This window comes from Streptomyces sp. NPDC019396, from assembly GCF_040632375.1.
Classification (GTDB): domain Bacteria; phylum Actinomycetota; class Actinomycetes; order Streptomycetales; family Streptomycetaceae; genus Streptomyces.
In genome coordinates this window covers 1-17,372 of record NZ_JBEYBS010000002.1, presented here as the reverse complement: position 1 = coordinate 17,372, position 17,372 = coordinate 1, and the positions used below count along the sequence as shown (strand labels likewise).

Here is a 17,372-nt window from a genome sequence, read left to right as displayed (position 1 = left end):
CGGACAGCCGGACGGCCTGACCGGCATCCTCGCAGGTCAGGCCGTCTCTATGCATCCGCTAAGACGTTGAAGCGGAATGCCTGCGGGCTGATCCTGACCTGCGGCGGAGCCGCACGCAACGCCCTGACCAGGCATTTCCCCGTTGACGTCCGTTGGGTCCCGCCGGTCGCTTACGGGTGCCCTGCGGACTCTTTGCGGACCGCTCCCAGCCGTGCCTGCTCTTCCTCGACGATCTGGCGGGCCATCGACGTATCCGAAACGTCAACCGCGTCCGGCGTCGACTCGGCGACCGCGCTGCGACGTGCGTACGCGTCGAACAGACGGGTCTTGTTCTGCAGCATCTCCACCATCCGCTCGTCCACCCCGCGGGTGGCGAGCAGCCGGTGCACCCGTACCGAGCGCACCTGCCCCATGCGGTGGGCCCGCGCCACCGCCTGGTGCTCGATGGTCGGTTTGATCTGAGGCTCACAGATGATCACGACGGACGCGGCCTGCATGTTGAGCCCCACCCCCGCCGCCTCGATCTGCGCCACCAGCACCGCGTGCCCCGGCACGGCGGCGAACTCGTCCACCAGCTGCTGACGGCGCGCGGGCGGCACGCTTCCCGAGATCGGACCGAACACCTGACCGCCGCCATCGCTCCACGCGCCGTCCAGCGTGCCCTTCACCGTGCCAAGGACGTCTCTGAAGTTGGAGAACACCACCACCTTCAACCCGTTCTCGGCGGCGTCCTCGACGATCTCGCGCAGCCGGTTCAGCTTGGCCGACTTCTCGGGGCGCGCGTACGCCGCTCTGCGCATCGCCATGAAGTTGCCGGCGCGCACGGCCTCGCGGTAGGCGTCTTCGTCCGACGCGCTCAGCTCCTCCCACTCGTCCGTGTGCTGGAGCGCGGGCAGTTCGGTCAGAACGTCCTGCTGGTTTCGGCGCAGATAGACCGGGGCGACGGCCTTCCGAAATGCCTTGGAACCGGCCACTCCGTCACGGTCACCGACAGCCCCTGCCAGGTGCGGCTGAGAATCTGCACAAGGCTGCGAAACTCGGCCACTCGGTTCTCCATGGGCGTGCCGGTCATGAAGAGAACGCGTTCGCAGTGCCCGGACCATTCGGTCACGGCCTGGGAGCGACGGGTCTTCGGATTCTTCACGTAGTGTGCCTCGTCCACGACCAGCATCCCCACCTCGCCGCCTTCGGGGGCCGGGAAACCACGCAAGGCGTCGAAGGTGGTCACACCTACGCCGCCCCGGCCCTTCCAGTCGGCGAACGCTTCCTGCCTGTCGGGGCCGTGAAGAGGCATCACGCGCAGCTTGCTGCGGGCCTCGATCTCCCGTGTCCAGTTGATCAGGACGCTGGCCGGACAGACGACCATGAAGTGGCTATTCCCCTCGGCTGCGAGATGAGCCAGAGCGGCGATGGCCTGAATGGTCTTGCCGAGCCCCATCTCGTCGCCGAGGATCACCTTGCGTTGCGCCAGGGCGAAGCGAGCCCCGAAGGCTTGATAGCCCCGCAGCGACACCCGCCGGTGAGTGTCATCAAGCATCTGGTCGCGGACCCGCTCGGCAACTTCGCCGGGCAGGAACCCCTCGGCGGCGGCCGCATCAGGTCTGCGGCCGGAGATCTCAGCGAGCAGGCTGTAGTACTCGGCGGAACGCAGCTCGAAGTCGACCCAGGCCGCAACCTCGGTAGGGGTGCCGCGCAGCAGATCGACCGACGCCTGTGCGAGCAGCTCCGGCACACCGCCCCGCGTTGCTTCCTCGGTCAGCCTGCGGACCTCTGCGACGGCCTCCAGCGCCCGAACTCGTTTGGGCTGCCCCACCAGCAGCATCCGCAGCCGCCCGGCGGCCGGCTTGGCCTCGGCCAGCAGCGGACCGAGCCGCTCCGTGAGAGCCACGGCCGTGTCGGCGGCTCGCCGCGCATCGGGGCCCGCTTCCACCAGCACATGCAGGGCCATGACGAGTGCGGTGGTTCGCGGCTCCGGCCGATCCACGTCGATGTGGACGGCGATGGTCTCCCGAACGGCGTCGGCTATCTGGCGTGCCGCCGCGATGACTTGATCAGCGGTCCGCTGTCCCGCGCCGGGAATCTGCCGCAAACGGTAGGGCCCGGCGTCAAGCACCTGCCGGACCGACCGCAGCCCGCTCCTCTCGACCTCCCCGAGCCTCAGCCGCCCCTCGGTAATCTCCTTCAGCCGGGCCACTGGGATGGCGTCGAGCGCCTGTTCCGCCGCCATATCGCAGATCGGCTTCAGCGCCGCCCGAACTACCTCGACAGCCCGCCCGTGGTCACCGGCCACCGCCTGCGCCGCCTCGTACAGCCGCGCTCCCGCGGCAACCGCCTCCCGCTCACTGCGCCCCATCCCGCCCCGGCCCCTCTCGCTGTGTCCCCGCATACTGCCACCGGTGCCCCTGGCACCGACCGGGACCGCAGACATTGTGTACACATGGCACACTCGGTACCCTGGGGTCATGACTCAGCCGCTGCCCATAGAGTCCATCCGCGACGTACGCGCTCACTTGGCCGAAGTCGTTGAACGGGCCGACCGCGACGACGTGCCCACTGTCATCACCCGCCGCGGCAAGCAGGTAGCCGCAGTGGTCTCGATCGAGGTGCTGCGCAAGTACCAGGAGTGGGAAGAGCGCGAGATCAACCGCATCATCGACGAGCGCATGGCAAACCCGGCCGTCGGCGTCCCGATCGAGGACGTGATGAGGGAGACGCTGGCACGCAGTGAGTGACTACCGCACGGTGTTCCGGCCCGAGGCCCAGGCGGAGCTGCGCAAGATCCCGCGTGACATGGCGCTTCGCATCCTGGCCAAACTGACAGAGCTGGAGAGCGACCCCTTCGGTTTCAACACCACCGCACTCGTATCCCAGCCCGAGCGCCGCCGCCTACGGGTCGGCGACTACCGTGTCGTCTACACGATCGACGACGGGGAGCTGGTGGTGTGGGTCGTACACGTCGGACACCGTTCCACGGTCTACGACACGTAGCCGCTCCAGGTTCTGCGGACTACTGCGGACAGCACAACGGCCTGACCTGCATCGCCGCAGGTCAGGCCGCCTCTAGGTACGCGATCAGACGTTGAAGCGGAATGTCTGCGGTCTGATCCTGACCTGCGGCGGAGCCCACTCCAGGGCTCTGACCCGGGATTTCCTGGTTGGCATGCGTTGGCTCCCGACGGCCGTTTACGGGTGTCCTGCGGACTGGGTGCGGACTGGCCGGGGGCTCCGAGGCGGCGAATTCCCTGGCACACCGGCTGGGCCTGCAACGAGACTGCGCAGGTGAGCGACCGCTACCCCTGTCCCTGCTGCGGGCACCGCGTGCTGGACGCGATGCCCGCCTCGTACGAGATCTGCCCCGTCTGCTTCTGGGAGGACGACGGGGTCCAGTTCCGCTGGCCCACCATGGCCGGCTGCGCGAACAAGGTCTCCCTCATCGAGGCCCAGCGCAACTACCAGGACTTCGGCGCATGCGACCAGCACGGCCTGCGGTATGTCCGCCCGCCGGCCGAGAACGAACCGCTCGACCCCGCCTGGCGCCCCATCGATCTGACCCGGGACTCCTTCGAGGACCGGGCAGCCGAGGACAGCGCCCCGTGGCCCGACGACAGCTCGGTTCTCTGCTGGTGGCTCCCCACCTTCTGGCGCCGGGACCACTGCGCGTCATGACCTCCCACATCGAGACACTCGTCCAGCAGCTCGACGGCAAGGCCGACGAGTCCTACGACGCCCGCGCGGAGCTGATCTGGATCGGCGCCGACGCCATACCCGCCATCATCAGCGGCCTGCCTTCCCTCGGCGGCTTCGGCCAGCTGACCGCCATCGAGGTCTTCGAGGAGGTGGGCGATCCCCGCTGCGGCCCCTCTCTCATCGACCTGCTGGACAGCGACAACCCCACCGTCCGCGAATGGGCGGCCATGGCCCTGGCGAGCCTGGAGATCGACGGTGCGGTCGAGCCCCTGCGCCGCGCCTACCGTGCCTGCCTGGAACGGGCGACGCCGCCCGACTGGAGCGAGCCGGAAGGCATCCGCTGGGCCCTGACCGAACTCGGCGCCCGCGCCCCTGTCGTCCCACCGCTCACCACGCGCCTACGAGCCTCCACTGCGGACGACGCCCCTGGCTGGCCCTCAACCCACTTCACCGAGATCATCAACGACCTGGCCGACCACGCCCAGGTGATCCTCTACTCCCAGTTCTGGCGAGTGGACGCCGGCCGCACGTACGGCGTCTCCGGCCTCGACCTGAACTGGGAACTCGACTGGACCGCGCCCTGGGAGCACCTGGTCGAGGAGTCCCGCACGTGGTCCCTGCTGGAAGCCTCCGAAGCCCCCACCGGCGACAACATCTTCGTCGCCCCCACCTGGATCGACCGTACCGACCTGCACCCGGAGAGGTGACCGATGCCGTTCCAACACCCCGAGGAGGTCGGCTACGGCTACGTGATCGAGCGCTACGCGGCAAGGAAGAACTCGGGCCACGCGCGCTACCTCGTCCTGAAAAGTGGTCGATTCCTGCGGCCCGAGTGGCCTCACGGCGAACGTTTCGCTCATCACCTCATCGACGACGCGGCCACGATCACCGATGCCGAGCTGGAAGCCCTCCTCGGCTACGAGTGGCGCTCGCGCCTCACCGCCGCATGGCTGATCGGCGTCGACCGGCGCGAACGGTTCCGCGAACGCATCGGCGACCTGCTCCTGGCCAGCGAGGTCTGCTTCTCCGGCAGCGCCTACTGCTTCGCCCTGGCCCGCTTCGGCACCCACGCGGACGCCGAGATCCTCACCGCCTACCTCGACCGCTACCTCCCCCGCACCGACCTCCGCTACGACCAGCCCGCAGCCCTCGGCGCCCTACTCCGCCTCGACGCCCACCTCGGCACCCACCATGCGGACCGCTTCACCCAGCCTGACGGTCTCTGGGACCAGTGGGTCAATGCCCTGGCCCACCTCCGCAGCCACCCCGCATGCACCCCCGTCGAGCGGCGCCGCTCGACAGACCTCCAGTGCGAGTTCGCCAACGGCTGGCGACGCCCGTAGGTCGCGGCGCAATCACCGGATCCAGGCCCGTAGTTCCCACCAGGTGGGGGCGTGAATAAGCCAAACGCACACCAGAAAGCTGGTTCTGCCCGACGATGGAAATGCGGAAGACCGCCAACACGCGGAGACAGGGGGACCCATGCGCATCGACGTGCGGGTAGAGGCCGAGGCAGACGAGCTGCGTTCACTGCACCAGTGGCTGGGGACAGACAGAGAGATCCGCAGGTCGTCCTCCTTGACACTCCAGGAGCAGCCTCCCGAGCCAGGGCACATGGGCGGTTTGCTGGACGTCATCCAACTGGTGACTGACAACGGATGGAGCGCTGCCTCCTTCGTGGTGGCACTGGCCGCCTGGAAGCGAACCAGGCCCCAGGACCCGCGGATCGAGATCAGGCGGGGTGACACCGTGATCGTTCTTACCCAGGGCAGCGATGCCGAGATCGAACGTGTCATTCGTGCCCTTGAGACCTCGACCGAGGATGAGGCACCTGGGACATGAGCGTGTTGCCCGACCCCGGCGCGACCCGAGCCGTGCTGATCGGCACCAGCGACTACGACCACCTGGAGTCGCTGCCGGCTGTGTCCAACAACCTGACCGCTCTGGCCGAGGCGCTGACCGGACCCACCTCTTGGACCCTGCCGCAGGAGCATTGCACGATCCTCTCCAACCCCACGACTGCGGAGATGACCATGGCCGCAGTGCGAGCCGCAGCCGAGCAAGCGCGCGACACCGTGCTGATCTACTTCGCCGGTCATGGGCTGGTCGACCCCGAAGGGGACCTCTATCTGGCCATGCCGCAGTCCAAGCAGCAACGCGTGGAGACCGGACTGCCCTATCGGTGGATACGGCAGGCTCTCCTGAACGGCCGGGCCGATCGATGTGTTGTTGTCCTCGACTGCTGCTACAGCGGTCTGGCCCTCGGGACGATGGGCGGCCCGTCAGATCTGGCCGATCAGGCGGCCGTGGAGGGAACATTCCTGCTGGCCGCTGCTGCAGAAACACGCCAAGCACTCGCCCCGCCGGACGAGACCTTCACCGCGTTCACCGGCGAGCTCCTCGACACGCTTCAGACGGGCATCCCCAATGGGCCTGAGCTGATCGACTTTGGAGCGCTGTACCGGCACTTGCGCATCAGGCTGGCGGCCAAGGGGCGCCCCGACCCCCAGGCGAGAGACAGGAACACCGGGGCTCGACTCGCTCTCGGCCGCAACCTGGCCTGTCTGCCCACAACCGCGATCACACCGTCTACTGACGGGAAGCCAGCCACAGGGCGCTCCTGGCCGAGTCCCTCGGGAATCCGCACTGTCAGGGGCTTCTTCAAGTCGTTGGCCGATGTTCGTGTAACGAGCGGTCTCACCCATCAGATGGTTAGCCAACGTTCCGGTGGACGCATCTCACCCGGCACCGTCAGCCGGCTTTTGAACCGCGAGGGCCTTCCCAAGACCTGGCACACCACAGCGGCGTATCTGTCGGCCTGCGGCGTGCCGGATCAGCAGGTCGCTGAGTGGCATGCCGTCTGGACGCGGTTGCTAACGGATACGACGACCGACACCGCGCCGCACACCGTCCCGCAACCGCGCCAGCACCAGAAGCCGACCACGTTGCAGCGGTTGACCGGAAGAGTGTCTCGGCGAAACGGTCGCAGTCGAGATCACCGTTCAGGGAGTAGCTGAGGCAGTCGGAGACGCCTGCTGCGGAGCCGGAACAGGTGCCTCGCTGTCATCACCGAAGACCGTGTTCCAGGCAGCAATAGCCAGCAACGCCGCCGCAATCACAAGGCCCGTCGCAGGCTTCTTCACCTGCTTGGCGGCCGGCGGCCGCACCCAGTGTCCTGCCCGGTAGTAGGGCTTGTCGCTCTTCCGCGCCACCGCGCGCTCCCCCCGACAACGCTGCCTTCCGTTCCTTCGACAGTTTGGCAGCGTCCGTCCTGGGGAGAGGGCAAACGGCTGCGTCCGGCTGATTCTGGTCCCTGCAGAACCGACCACTCCTCTGCTTGCCGACGCCACACACTGGGCACGGTCCAAGACCCACGGCAAGTAACCGGGCTGCAAGTACGCCATCCACCACGAAGGCATCCGCCGGCACGTTCAGACCGCCTCGGAGACCCACGTGCGGGAGGTCGGTGGCCTTTGGGCTGACCTCGACGAAACATGGCAATCCACCGCCAGTACGGCCCTCGCCGTGCACCACGATGCGCCTGAATCTACTCGGGCAGGGTGCCCAGATGCGCTTCCAACGATCTCGATCCGCCCCGAGGCCCAATCGGCGCCAACTCCGGGAAGCCTCTACCTGCGGACTGATATCCCCACGATGGGACAGCACCCAATCCAATATTTACACAGATGGAGCTACCCTGTCAGATACTGCCACAAGTGACTGAGTACTGTTTCTTGGCTATAGCCAGCGAGAGACAATGCGACAGCAGAGACAAGCAGCGACACTGCCGCAACGAACAGGGCAATCCATCCCATTCTGAACGTGTCGATTGAAGCACCCATCGATGCGACTGCAGCCAGGATTTCTCGGTACCCCTTGTCGGCCTCAAGTAGCCCGGCAAGCCGATTATCCTGATTGCTTCTAATTAGAGCATTAAGACCTTGCGGCTCTCTCGCATCATGCCCAGCAAGCCGGAGGCGCTCCTCCAGGGCGGGGGAGTCCTTGATCACTACCTCAGCCTCCTCATCAAAGGAGGAATGCGACGCATTTCGCAAGCGTACATCTTGTTCGACGCTTGCCAGGTCAAGACTCGCAGTTAGAAAATCATCCCGCAGCGATGCAAGTCTCTTGCCTGAGAATCTCCCATGCCGATTGCGCGCACGGTCTCGCAGAGAAGCACGTTCCTGCGACATGGAATCGATCATGTGCGAGACGCCCAACAGGACGGCGAGACCGTTTATGCGCATTGCCGCATACCCGGCAAGCCCAGCAGGATTCGCGCCTCCGTAAAATTGGAGGTCCCCGATTGCAGACGTAATTCGAGGAACGCTGCCCCAGATCGCATAGCAATTCTTCAGAGCAGGGCACAAGCTCTCATCCACCGGCTCCAGGAGCATTCGAGGAAAATCCTCTGAAACCCAATGCCTGAATTCGCTTCTTGTTACCCCTAGCGCCCTCAATGGGTCTCTCAGTTGAGATGCGTCCGCCTGCGGATCTGTCGGATCAAACTCCCTCAGCAAGATAAGGTCGATGGCCGGTTGGGGCACACCCTTGGCTTCGAACCAACCCGGACAGTGCTCCGCAAGCCAGGAACGCGCCGCACCGTGCAGCGACGCCCTTTCCTGTTGAGTGACGCCGAGGCCAGCCGACAGTCGGTTCTCAGCCCGAGGACGCCCCGGCCTCATCACCATCCGCGGCTCATGAGGTCCATGCCAAACCGAGTTAACACATGCAGCCCCTGCGGACGACATCCGAAAGAACGAAACAACTGCTGTCAACCCACCTCCGATCTGGATCGCCGTCAGCCCGATGGATGAAAACTGCCACGGAAGTTTTCGCGTCACACCATCCGGGTGATACCACGGCGCATCGGCAGAGTGCACTTCACCCAGATGCCACAGGAGCCGCCTGAATTTCCCCGAGATCTCTCCAGATACTCCTGATTGCCTTGCCCGATCCCGCTCCAGACCCGGCGGCGATCCCACGAATTCCGCTCCAGAGAGCTCTTCAATCTCTCAAATTCACTTGGCGGGAAGAATTCCACCAACCAAACGGCTGGAATTTCGACAACTTCCGCATCCGGGACTGTCAGATTTCTCGACGAGTCATCCAGGCTCCATGCGATATTCCGCCTGTGCTCATCGAACGGAATCAGGTAATTGATGCCAAAATTTAGCGCTTGACGCCAAGAAAGAGGGAATCGTCGCCCCAGTGGCGACCTCGAAAGAGCTGAGAGCCCCTTGTAGGGGAGATCGTACCAACGCCGACCGTGCCCAATCTCAGGTACTGCATCATACGCGTCGCGAATGAATCGCGCCCTTCCTTCGCCGTCGCTAACCATCCGCCGAGATCCATCCCTTCCTCCCACCTTCGAAGACCTTCAAGAAAGTCACTCCCACCCCTGCAAGGAAATATCCTGGCCGCGTGACAAATATTTCTCCAGCGCGCTGGATGTGGTGTCAACGAAGGCGCCGGGGATAGCATTGGCGTCGACCCAGCGAACCTGGGAGTGCTTGCGGGGTTCGCGGTTCTCGGGTTCGCCGGTCCATTCGTGGGTGGCGAAGACGACGGTGAGGAAGCCGTTGGGCGCTTCGACGCCCCAGGCGCCATGGATGATGTGGGCGACCTTGAGGGACTCGGGCTTCACCGTCAGGCCCGTCTCCTCGTAAAGCTCGCGGACCGCGGTCTCCGTGATGGGCTCGCCCGGTTCGCTCTTGCCGACAGGGAGGTCCCACATCCCCTGGGCGAACTTCGCGTTCTCGCTGCGCTGGAGGAGGACGACGCGGTTGGTGGCCTTGTCGTGAACGATGACGGCCGCGACAAGCAGGGTCATCGATTCGAGCGCCGGCTTGAGGGCCTTCGGCTGGTCGTCGGTCTGCTGGGCCACGGTGTTCCCTTCGTCGGGCGGGTTGTTGGGCATGTTAGGCGAGGGTCTCGCGGGCGCGGCGGGCGAGATCGGCGGCGCCGGGGACGCGGCGGCGCTGGTAGACCGCGAGGGTGGAGCGGATTGAGGTGATCGCCTTCCGGGTCCGGTCGGAGGTCATGCCCTCCATGAGAACAAGGGCCTGAGTCCAGGCGGCGACCGCTTCGTCTGCGCGGGCCTGGGCAGCGAGGCTGTCGCCGAGGTCGGCGTGGGTGAGGGCGTGGACGCGCTTGTACTTCGCGGGGTCCCAGCAGGTGAGCGCGTCCCGGTGCTGCTGTTCCGTGCCGATGTGGTCGGCGAGGTCGGTCAGGGTGCGGGCGGTGTGGCTGGCCACGGTGCCGGCGGCGGGGCCGCTGACGCGGGAGTAGCTGGGCTGGGGGCCGTCGTCTCGGAGGAGGGCGTCTTCGGCGGCGAGCAGGGCGCGCGCTGCCAGGGAACTCTCGTCGGTGGCGGCGTAGGCGCGGGCGTGGGTGATGTGGAGGAGCGTCTCGGTCTGGCCGTCTACGTGGCCGAGGCCGCGCTTCAGGGCGCCTTCGACGAGGTCGACGCAGTGGTGGGGCTGTTTGAGACTCAGGGCCTGGTGGGCGAGGGCGCGCATCATCCAGGCGGCGTGGCCGTAGGGGTCGGCTTCGCAGGCGAGCTTGTAGCCGACCTGGTAGTAGCGCTGGGCGGCGCCTTCCTGGCCGAGGTCGTGGTGCTTCCACCCTGCGAGGTAGGCGAGTTCGGCGACGGCGCCGAAGGCGGCCCGGCGTAAGGCTTCGCTGGGGAAGCGTCCGCGCAGCATGGGAGCGGCTGTGTCGGCGAGGTACGCGGTGACGGTGGTCATGCCGTGCCCGCCGCCGAGGCGCTCGTCGGCGGCGCTGAAGGCTGCGGTGATCTGCCGTACGACGTCCACGTCCTCCGTGCCGACCATGGACGTGCCGGTGCGGGCGCGGAGCATGCGGGCGGTGGCTTCGTGGAGGCCGCGATGGCGAGAAAGCGACGCCGTTCGACGTCGGCGCGGCCCAGGTCGGTGGCGGCGAGGACGGGGTCGGATTCCGTCGGCGCATCGGCATCACCGGCCTGGAGGCCGATCTCGGTCTGGGTGATCGTGCGCCCCGCTCGGCGGGACAGCGCCTCGGCGAGGTACTGACCTACCCGGCCCGACGGGGCGCGGGTGCCGTTCACCCAGTGCGAGATGGCCGACTTGTTGGTCTGGAGGATCTCGCCGTTCTCGGCTGCGATGCGCCGCACGTCTCTGGCGAGGGCCACGGGCTGGCCGCCAGCACCTCACGAACGGTCTTCAACACGGTCAACGCCGTCTTCCGGGCGGCCGTCCGTGACCGGATGATCCCTCTCCCCCGCGTGCCGGACTCATCCAGCACGCTGCGGACTCGGTGCGGACCGCAAAGGCCGCCCAACCCACTCCGCCGCAGGTCAGACAGCCTTTCGCCGAACGTATTAGACGTTGAAGCGGAACTCCACCACGTCCCCGTCCTGCATCACGTAGTCCTTGCCCTCCATGCGCGCCTTGCCCGCCGCGCGGGCGTCGGCGACCGAGCCCGTGGCGACCAGGTCGGCGAAGGAGATCACCTCGGCCTTGATGAAGCCCTTCTGGAAGTCGGTGTGGATCACACCGGCCGCCTCGGGGGCCGTCGCGCCCTTCTTGATGGTCCAGGCGCGGGACTCCTTGGGGCCCGCCGTGAGGTAGGTCTGGAGGCCGAGGGTGTCGAAGCCGACGCGGGCGAGGGTGGCGAGGCCGGGCTCCTCGGCGCCCACGGACTGGAGGAGCTCCATGGCGTCCTCCTCGTCGAGCTCGGCGAGGTCCTGCTCCAGCTTGGCGTTGAGGAAGATCGCCTCGGCCGGAGCGACCAGGGCGCGCTGCTCGTTCTTGAAGGTCTCGTCGGTCAGCTCGTCCTCGTCGACGTTGAAGACGTAGAGGAACGGCTTGGTGGTGAGCAGGTGCAGGTCGTGGAGGAGCTCGTCCTTCTCCGAGCCCTGCAGGATGCCCTGCGAGAACAAGGTGTCGCCCCGCTCCAGGATCTCCTTGGCCGCCTCGACGGCCGCGACCTTGGGGGCCACGTCCTTCTTGATGCGCGACTCCTTCTGGAGGCGCGGCAGGACCTTCTCGATCGTCTGGAGGTCCGCGAGGATCAGCTCGGTGTTGATGGTCTCGATGTCGTCCTTGGGCGAGACCTTGCCGTCGACGTGCACGACGTTCTCGTCCTTGAAGGCCCGGATGACCTGGCAGATCGCATCGGACTCACGAATGTTCGCCAGGAACTTGTTGCCGAGGCCCTCGCCCTCGCTCGCGCCGCGGACGATTCCGGCGATGTCCACGAAGTCGACGGTCGCCGGGAGGACCCGCTGGGAGCTGAAGATCTCGGCCAGCTCGGTCAGCCGGGCGTCGGGGACACCGACCACGCCCACGTTGGGCTCGATCGTGGCGAACGGGTAGTTGGCCGCCAGCACGTCGTTCTTGGTCAGGGCGTTGAACAGGGTCGACTTACCGACATTCGGCAGTCCGACGATTCCGATCGTGAGCGACACGTTGGCGACTTCCTGAGTGAGGACTGGCGGAGGGCCGGGGGCCCGGCCCCGGGTGGGCCGATCCACCAGTTTACGGGCGCGTCACCGGGGCCGACGACGGGAACCGGTGGAAGCGGCCCGGGGCTCTCGCGTACGAGCGAGGCACGGGTTTGCGTCGAACTCATGGCCAAGGTCACCCAAAGGGCGTGTCTTGTGGCGGAACCTTCACGCAATGAGACCTACGTTTGATCCGTGGAGCACAGGACAGGTCCCTCGCAGCAGCGGCCACGGCCGCAGGCCCCGCTTTCCGGGCAGGGCGCCCTCATCGAGGGCGCCTCGGTGTACCGGGTCACGGACCGGCCCGGGCGCCCGGGCCGGTCGGGCCGCACCGTCCGGCCGGGTGGCTCCGGAGGGCCGAGACGCCCGGCTCCCCGGCGCCCGGTGCCACCGTTGCTGCTCGCACTGCGCAGGCTGCCGAACCCGCGGTTGACCGGACTCGGCGCCGGGCTCTTCGCCTCGGCCGTCATGCTGCTGATCGGTTCGCTGGACGAGCTGCTGCTGGACGGCTCACCTCTGGTGTACGGCCTGCTCTTCCTCCCGGTCAGCGCCCTGACCGCGCTGTGGGTGCGCAAGGCCGACCTGGTCACCGCGCCGATCAGCGTGCCGATCGCCTTCACCGTCGGCGTCATCCCGGTCGCGGGCGGCGTCGGCGGCTACGGGGGCCACATCATGGCCGTGGTGACGGCGCTGGCCGTCAACGCGGGCTGGCTCTACGGCGGCACACTCGTCGCCGGTGTCATCACGACCGTGCGGAAGGTGCGGCTGATGCGCCGGCCTCCCGCCCGGCGCCCGGCCCCCCGCAAGGCCGAAGGCCGCCCGGGGCAGTCGCTGCGGCCCCCGGGCGGCAGGCACTGAACCGGCCAGGACCTGTCCGGGCGACCTCCGTCGCGAGGCGGTGGGTCTCCCCAGGTCGGGGGCAGGCCCACGCCGTGGCCGACGCCGTCGTGGGCCCGAGAAGATCGCCCGGACATTCCTAGCGTCGTGCCGCGGCCATCGCCGCGCCCACGATGCCCGCGTTGTTCTGAAGCTGCGCCGGGACGATCTCAGCCCGCACGTGCTTGATGAGCGGCAGGAACTTGTCCGCCTTGCGGCTCACCCCGCCGCCGATGATGAACAGCCCGGGCGAGAACAGCATCTCCAGATGCTCCAGGTACTTCTGCACACGGCGCGCCCAGTGCTCCCAGCTCAGCCCCTCGTCGTCCTTGACCTTGGTCGACGCGTGCTTCTCGGCCTCGTGTCCGTGCAGCTCCAGATGGCCGAGCTCGGTGTTGGGCACCAGGCGGCCGTCGATGAAGAGCGCGCTGCCGATACCCGTGCCGAAGGTCAGCAGCATCACGCTGCCCTTGCGGCCGCTGCCGGCGCCGAAGGTCATCTCGGCGACTCCGGCCGCGTCGGCGTCATTGAGCACGGTGACCGGGAGGCCGAGCTTGTCGCCCAGCAGCTGGCCGCCGTCCACGTCGATCCAGCTCTTGTCGACGTTGGCGGCCGTTCGGATGACCGATCCGGTGACCACGCCAGGGAAGGTGACCCCGACCGGTCCCGACCAGCCGAAGTGGCGCACCACCTCGGCAACGCCGTCGGCCACGCCATCAGGCGTGGCCGGATGCGGTGTGAGCACTTTGTGGCGCGGCTCCGCGAGGTCGCCGCGCTCCAGGTCCACGGGCGCGCCCTTGATTCCCGAGCCGCCGATGTCCACTCCGAAGACGTTCATGGACACAACGTTACGAGGAACCGCTGACAGTTACTCCTCGACGAGCGAAGCGGCCTCGGTACGGAGGTCGCGGCGGAGTTCCTTGGGCAGGGAGAAGGTGAGCGACTCGTCGGCGGTCTTGACGATCTCCACGTCCTCGTAGCCGCGCCGGGCGAGCCACTCCAGGACCTCCTCGACCAGGACCTCCGGCACCGAGGCGCCGGACGTGACACCGACCGTGCCGACACCCTCCAGCCAGGACTCGTCGATCTCGTCGGCGAAGTCGACCAGATAGGAAGTCCTGGCCCCGGCCGTCAGGGCGACCTCGACCAGGCGCTTGGAGTTCGAGGAGTTGCGGGAGCCGACGACGATCACCAGGTCGGCCTGGGCGCTCATCTCCTTGACCGCGATCTGGCGGTTCTGCGTCGCGTAGCAGATGTCGTCGCTCGGCGGGGAGACCAGCAGCGGGAACTTGGTCTTCAGCTTGTCGACCGTCTCCATCGTCTCGTCGACGGAGAGCGTGGTCTGGGAGAGCCAGACGACCTTCGACGGGTCACGGACCTCGACCTTGGCCACGTCGTCGGGGCCGTCGACGAGGGTGATGTGCTCGGGGGCCTCGCCGGTGGTGCCGATGACCTCCTCGTGGCCCTCGTGGCCGATCAGGAGGATGTCGAAGTCCTCCCCGGCGTACCGGATGGCCTCCTTGTGGACCTTGGTCACCAGGGGGCAGGTCGCGTCGATGGTCGCGAGCTTCCGCTCGGCGGCCTCCTCGTGCACGATCGGCGCCACACCGTGCGCCGAGAACATGACGATCGAGCCCTCGGGCACCTCCGCCGTGGTGTCGACGAAGATCGCGCCCTTCTTCTCCAGGGTCTGTACGACGTACTTGTTGTGGACGATCTCGTGGCGCACGTAGATCGGGGCTCCGTACTGCTCCAGAGCCTTCTCCACGGCGATCACGGCACGGTCCACGCCCGCGCAGTAGCCACGGGGTGCGGCCAGCAGGACGCGGCGGGCGTTCGTTGCAGTCATGCGTCCCATCGTAAGGGCGGCCGCCGGGGGCCAACGATCGCCCGCAGGGCTGAGGCTGCGCGTACGCGGTGATGTCGGCATATGACTCGTGCCGCTCGCGCGTCCGCGCTGTCACGAGGGGCCGATACGCTCGCGTGCATGGGTCTCACTACGTCAGCCGAAACCCCGGTCCCCGTCGGCGAGGTGTCACGGCTCATCGGGGGGTGGATCGACCGGCTCGGTGCCGTGTGGGTGGAGGGGCAGATCACCCAGCTGTCCCGCAGGCCGGGGGCGGGGGTCGTGTTCATGACGCTGCGCGATCCGTCGTACGACATCTCGGTGGGCGTCACCTGCTACCGCCAGGTGTTCGACGGTGTCGCGGACGTCGTGTCCGAGGGTGCCCGGGTGGTTCTTCTCGCCAAGCCGGAGTGGTACGCCCCGCGAGGGCAGCTCTCGCTGCGGGCCACGGAGATACGGCCGGTCGGCATGGGTGAGCTGCTCGTGAGGCTGGAGCGGCTGAAGCGGTCGCTGGGCGCCGAGGGGCTTTTCGACCGGGACCGGAAGAAACCGCTGCCCTTCCTGCCGCAGCTGGTCGGGCTGGTCTGCGGCCGGGCGTCCGCGGCCGAGCGCGACGTACTGGAGAACGCGCGGCGGCGCTGGCCCGCCGTGCGGTTCGAGGTGCGCAATGTGGCGGTGCAGGGTGTGCGTGCCGTGTCGCAGGTCGTCCAGGCGGTGAAGGAGCTGGACGACCTGCCCGAAGTGGACGTGATCATCGTGGCGCGTGGCGGCGGAAGCGTGGAGGACCTGCTGCCCTTCTCGGACGAGCAGCTCATCCGGGCCGTGGCGGACTGCCGCACACCGCTGGTGTCGGCGATCGGCCACGAACCGGACGCACCGCTGCTCGATCTGGTCGCGGACCTGCGGGCCTCGACACCGACGGACGCGGCGAAGAAGGTCGTGCCGGACGTCGGCGAGGAGCTGGAGCGGGTGCAGACGCTGCGGGACCGGGCGCTGCGGATGGTGCGGGGGCTCGTCGAGCGGGAGGAGCGGGGGCTCGCGCACGCACTCGCCAGGCGGTCGATGGGGCATCCGCACCGGATCGTGGAGGAGCGCGAGCAGGAGACGGAGGCGCTTGTCGCGAGGGGCCACCGGGTGCTCGGACATCTGCTGGACCGTGCCGACTCCGAGCTGGCCCACACCCGCGCGCGGGTCCTCGCCCTGTCTCCCGCGGCCACGATGGAGCGTGGCTATGCGGTGCTCCAGCGGGCGGACGGCACGGTGGTGCGGGCCCCTGGCGAGGTCTCGGCGGACGAGGAACTGCGGGCCAGGGTCGCGGAAGGCGAGTTCACGGTCACTGTCGGACCCCACGCATAGGGTGGAGCGCATGACGGCGAAGACGGACGGCAGCGCAGGCCACGGCTCGATCGACGCGGCCGACTCGATGGGGTACGAGCAGGCGCGTGACGAGCTGATCGAGGTCGTACGCCGGCTGGAGGCGGGGGGCACGACCCTCGAGGAGTCCCTGGCCCTGTGGGAGCGCGGCGAGGAGCTGGCGAAGGTGTGCCGCCGCTGGCTGGACGGCGCCCGGGCCCGGCTGGACGCGGCGCTGGCGGACCGGCGGCCGGGCGACGCGAACGCCGATGACGACGGGGACGACTCCGCGTTCTGACCCCCGGCCCCGTCCATCATTTAGTTGAAAGTTGTGTGAGTCGGCTCACGAGAGCCTGGATTTAGTTGAATGTTAATCCACTTCGGCCGTACGGTCATCCGCGTACCTGACACCCCCTTGCCCATCCGGAAGGTATGCCGATGTCTCTCGCACTCGACACCGCAGCCCAGGACCTCCTTTTCCGTGAGGCCCGCACCGCCAACACCTTCACCGACGAGCCGGTGACCGAAGAGCAGGTGCAGGCCGTCTACGACCTGGTGAAGTTCGGCCCGACAGCGTTCAACCAGTCGCCGCTGCGCATCGTCCTGGTCCGCTCCGCCGGGGCCCGTGAGCGCCTGGTCCCTTACATGTCCGCGGGCAACCAGGCCAAGACCGCCACCGCTCCCCTGGTCGCGATACTCGCCGCGGACAACGAGTTCCACGAGGAACTGCCCGAGCTGTTCCCGCACTTCCCGCAGGCCAAGGACGTGTTCTTCACCGAGCGTCCGGTGCGTGAGCGCTCCGCGCTGCTGAACGCCGCGCTTCAGGCCGCCTACTTCATCGTGGGTGTCCGCGCCGCGGGTCTGGCCGCGGGCCCGATGACCGGGGTCGACCTCGCCGGTGTGCAGAAGGAGTTCCTGGACGACGACCACACCCCGCTGATGGTGGTCAACATCGGCAGGCCCGGCGAGAACGCCTGGTTCCCCCGCTCGCCGCGGCTGTCCTTCGACGAGGTCGTCAAGACCGTCTGACGGTCGAGCTTCACGCACCTACGGCGGGGTCGAGGAACCCGAGATGCCACCTGTCGTCGCTCTGTCGCTTGTACGAGACCGAGGTCGCCTTCC

At 67.6% G+C, this 17,372-nt stretch carries 16 protein-coding genes and 2 pseudogenes; 11 read left to right on the top strand and 7 right to left on the bottom strand.

All coding sequences use genetic code 11. The features are described 5' to 3' along the window. Positions 1-170: 170 nt before the first annotated feature. Positions 171-2,353: pseudogene (locus ABZ532_RS02160) on the bottom strand (DEAD/DEAH box helicase). A gap of 109 nt (positions 2,354-2,462) precedes the next feature. Here ABZ532_RS02160 and ABZ532_RS02155 point away from each other — a divergent pair. The 7 genes from ABZ532_RS02155 to ABZ532_RS02125 all read left to right on the top strand — a co-directional run bounded on the left by ABZ532_RS02155 (position 2,463) and on the right by ABZ532_RS02125 (position 6,704). Continuing rightward, positions 2,463-2,732 carry a type II toxin-antitoxin system Phd/YefM family antitoxin gene (locus ABZ532_RS02155; RefSeq protein ID WP_361278718.1) on the top strand — a complete coding sequence of 90 codons (270 nt, stop codon included), beginning with the start codon at positions 2,463-2,465 and terminating at the stop codon, positions 2,730-2,732. Then, positions 2,725-2,988, top strand: coding sequence for a type II toxin-antitoxin system RelE/ParE family toxin (locus ABZ532_RS02150; RefSeq protein WP_361278715.1), 264 nt, complete (start codon positions 2,725-2,727; stop codon positions 2,986-2,988). The genes ABZ532_RS02155 and ABZ532_RS02150 overlap by 8 nt, the downstream gene beginning before the upstream one ends. 291 nt (positions 2,989-3,279) lie before the next feature. Next, positions 3,280-3,666, top strand: coding sequence for a CPCC family cysteine-rich protein (locus ABZ532_RS02145; RefSeq protein WP_361278713.1), 387 nt, complete (start codon positions 3,280-3,282; stop codon positions 3,664-3,666). Next, positions 3,663-4,394: a HEAT repeat domain-containing protein gene (locus ABZ532_RS02140; RefSeq protein ID WP_361278711.1), complete on the top strand. Its 732-nt coding sequence runs from the start codon at positions 3,663-3,665 to the stop codon at positions 4,392-4,394. The genes ABZ532_RS02145 and ABZ532_RS02140 overlap by 4 nt, the downstream gene beginning before the upstream one ends. 3 nt (positions 4,395-4,397) lie before the next feature. Then, positions 4,398-5,030, top strand: a complete 633-nt coding sequence (locus ABZ532_RS02135; RefSeq protein WP_361278709.1) for a DUF6000 family protein — start codon at positions 4,398-4,400, stop codon at positions 5,028-5,030. Between the two features lie 139 nt (positions 5,031-5,169). Continuing rightward, a complete protein-coding gene (locus ABZ532_RS02130; RefSeq protein ID WP_361278707.1) occupies positions 5,170-5,529 on the top strand; it encodes a hypothetical protein in 360 nt (119 codons plus the stop codon). Beyond that, entirely contained in the window at positions 5,526-6,704 is a 1,179-nt protein-coding gene (locus ABZ532_RS02125; RefSeq protein ID WP_361278705.1) for a caspase family protein, read from the top strand. The genes ABZ532_RS02130 and ABZ532_RS02125 overlap by 4 nt, the downstream gene beginning before the upstream one ends. A 675-nt stretch (positions 6,705-7,379) precedes the next feature. Here the strand turns inward: ABZ532_RS02125 and ABZ532_RS02120 are convergent. The 4 genes and pseudogenes from ABZ532_RS02120 to ychF all read right to left on the bottom strand — a co-directional run bounded on the left by ABZ532_RS02120 (position 7,380) and on the right by ychF (position 12,139). Further along, positions 7,380-8,084 (bottom strand): hypothetical protein, encoded by a 705-nt coding sequence (locus ABZ532_RS02120; RefSeq protein WP_361278702.1) that lies wholly within the window; start codon positions 8,082-8,084, stop codon positions 7,380-7,382. 992 nt (positions 8,085-9,076) lie between these two features. Beyond that, the gene (locus ABZ532_RS02115; protein ID WP_361278700.1) at positions 9,077-9,607 is read right to left on the bottom strand and encodes an NUDIX domain-containing protein; all 531 of its coding nucleotides are present in this window, start codon (positions 9,605-9,607) and stop codon (positions 9,077-9,079) included. A gap of 1 nt (position 9,608) precedes the next feature. Continuing rightward, a pseudogene (locus ABZ532_RS02110) lies at positions 9,609-10,858 on the bottom strand (tetratricopeptide repeat protein); the annotation flags it as partial. A gap of 192 nt (positions 10,859-11,050) precedes the next feature. Beyond that, positions 11,051-12,139, bottom strand: a complete 1,089-nt coding sequence (gene ychF, locus ABZ532_RS02105) for a redox-regulated ATPase YchF (RefSeq protein WP_361278698.1) — start codon at positions 12,137-12,139, stop codon at positions 11,051-11,053. 231 nt (positions 12,140-12,370) lie between these two features. On the opposite strand from ychF, the gene ABZ532_RS02100 reads away from it, so the two are divergent. After that, entirely contained in the window at positions 12,371-13,033 is a 663-nt protein-coding gene (locus ABZ532_RS02100; RefSeq protein ID WP_361278696.1) for a DUF6542 domain-containing protein, read from the top strand. A 118-nt stretch (positions 13,034-13,151) separates the two neighbouring features. Here ABZ532_RS02100 and ppgK read toward each other — a convergent pair whose 3' ends face one another. Together ppgK and ABZ532_RS02090 are read right to left on the bottom strand one after the other, a co-directional pair. Further along, on the bottom strand, positions 13,152-13,889 hold the full coding sequence (gene ppgK, locus ABZ532_RS02095; RefSeq protein ID WP_361278694.1) for a polyphosphate--glucose phosphotransferase: 738 nt from the start codon (positions 13,887-13,889) through the stop codon (positions 13,152-13,154). A gap of 30 nt (positions 13,890-13,919) precedes the next feature. Further along, on the bottom strand, positions 13,920-14,909 hold the full coding sequence (locus tag ABZ532_RS02090) for a 4-hydroxy-3-methylbut-2-enyl diphosphate reductase (RefSeq protein WP_361278692.1): 990 nt from the start codon (positions 14,907-14,909) through the stop codon (positions 13,920-13,922). Between the two features lie 129 nt (positions 14,910-15,038). On the opposite strand from ABZ532_RS02090, the gene xseA reads away from it, so the two are divergent. From xseA to ABZ532_RS02075, 3 genes are all read left to right on the top strand, one after another. After that, positions 15,039-16,253 (top strand): exodeoxyribonuclease VII large subunit, encoded by a 1,215-nt coding sequence (gene xseA, locus ABZ532_RS02085; RefSeq protein WP_361278689.1) that lies wholly within the window; start codon positions 15,039-15,041, stop codon positions 16,251-16,253. A 10-nt stretch (positions 16,254-16,263) separates the two neighbouring features. Beyond that, positions 16,264-16,548 (top strand): exodeoxyribonuclease VII small subunit, encoded by a 285-nt coding sequence (locus ABZ532_RS02080; protein WP_361278687.1) that lies wholly within the window; start codon positions 16,264-16,266, stop codon positions 16,546-16,548. A 140-nt stretch (positions 16,549-16,688) separates the two neighbouring features. Next, positions 16,689-17,279, top strand: coding sequence for a malonic semialdehyde reductase (locus tag ABZ532_RS02075; RefSeq protein ID WP_361278685.1), 591 nt, complete (start codon positions 16,689-16,691; stop codon positions 17,277-17,279). Positions 17,280-17,372: the final 93 nt, after the last annotated feature.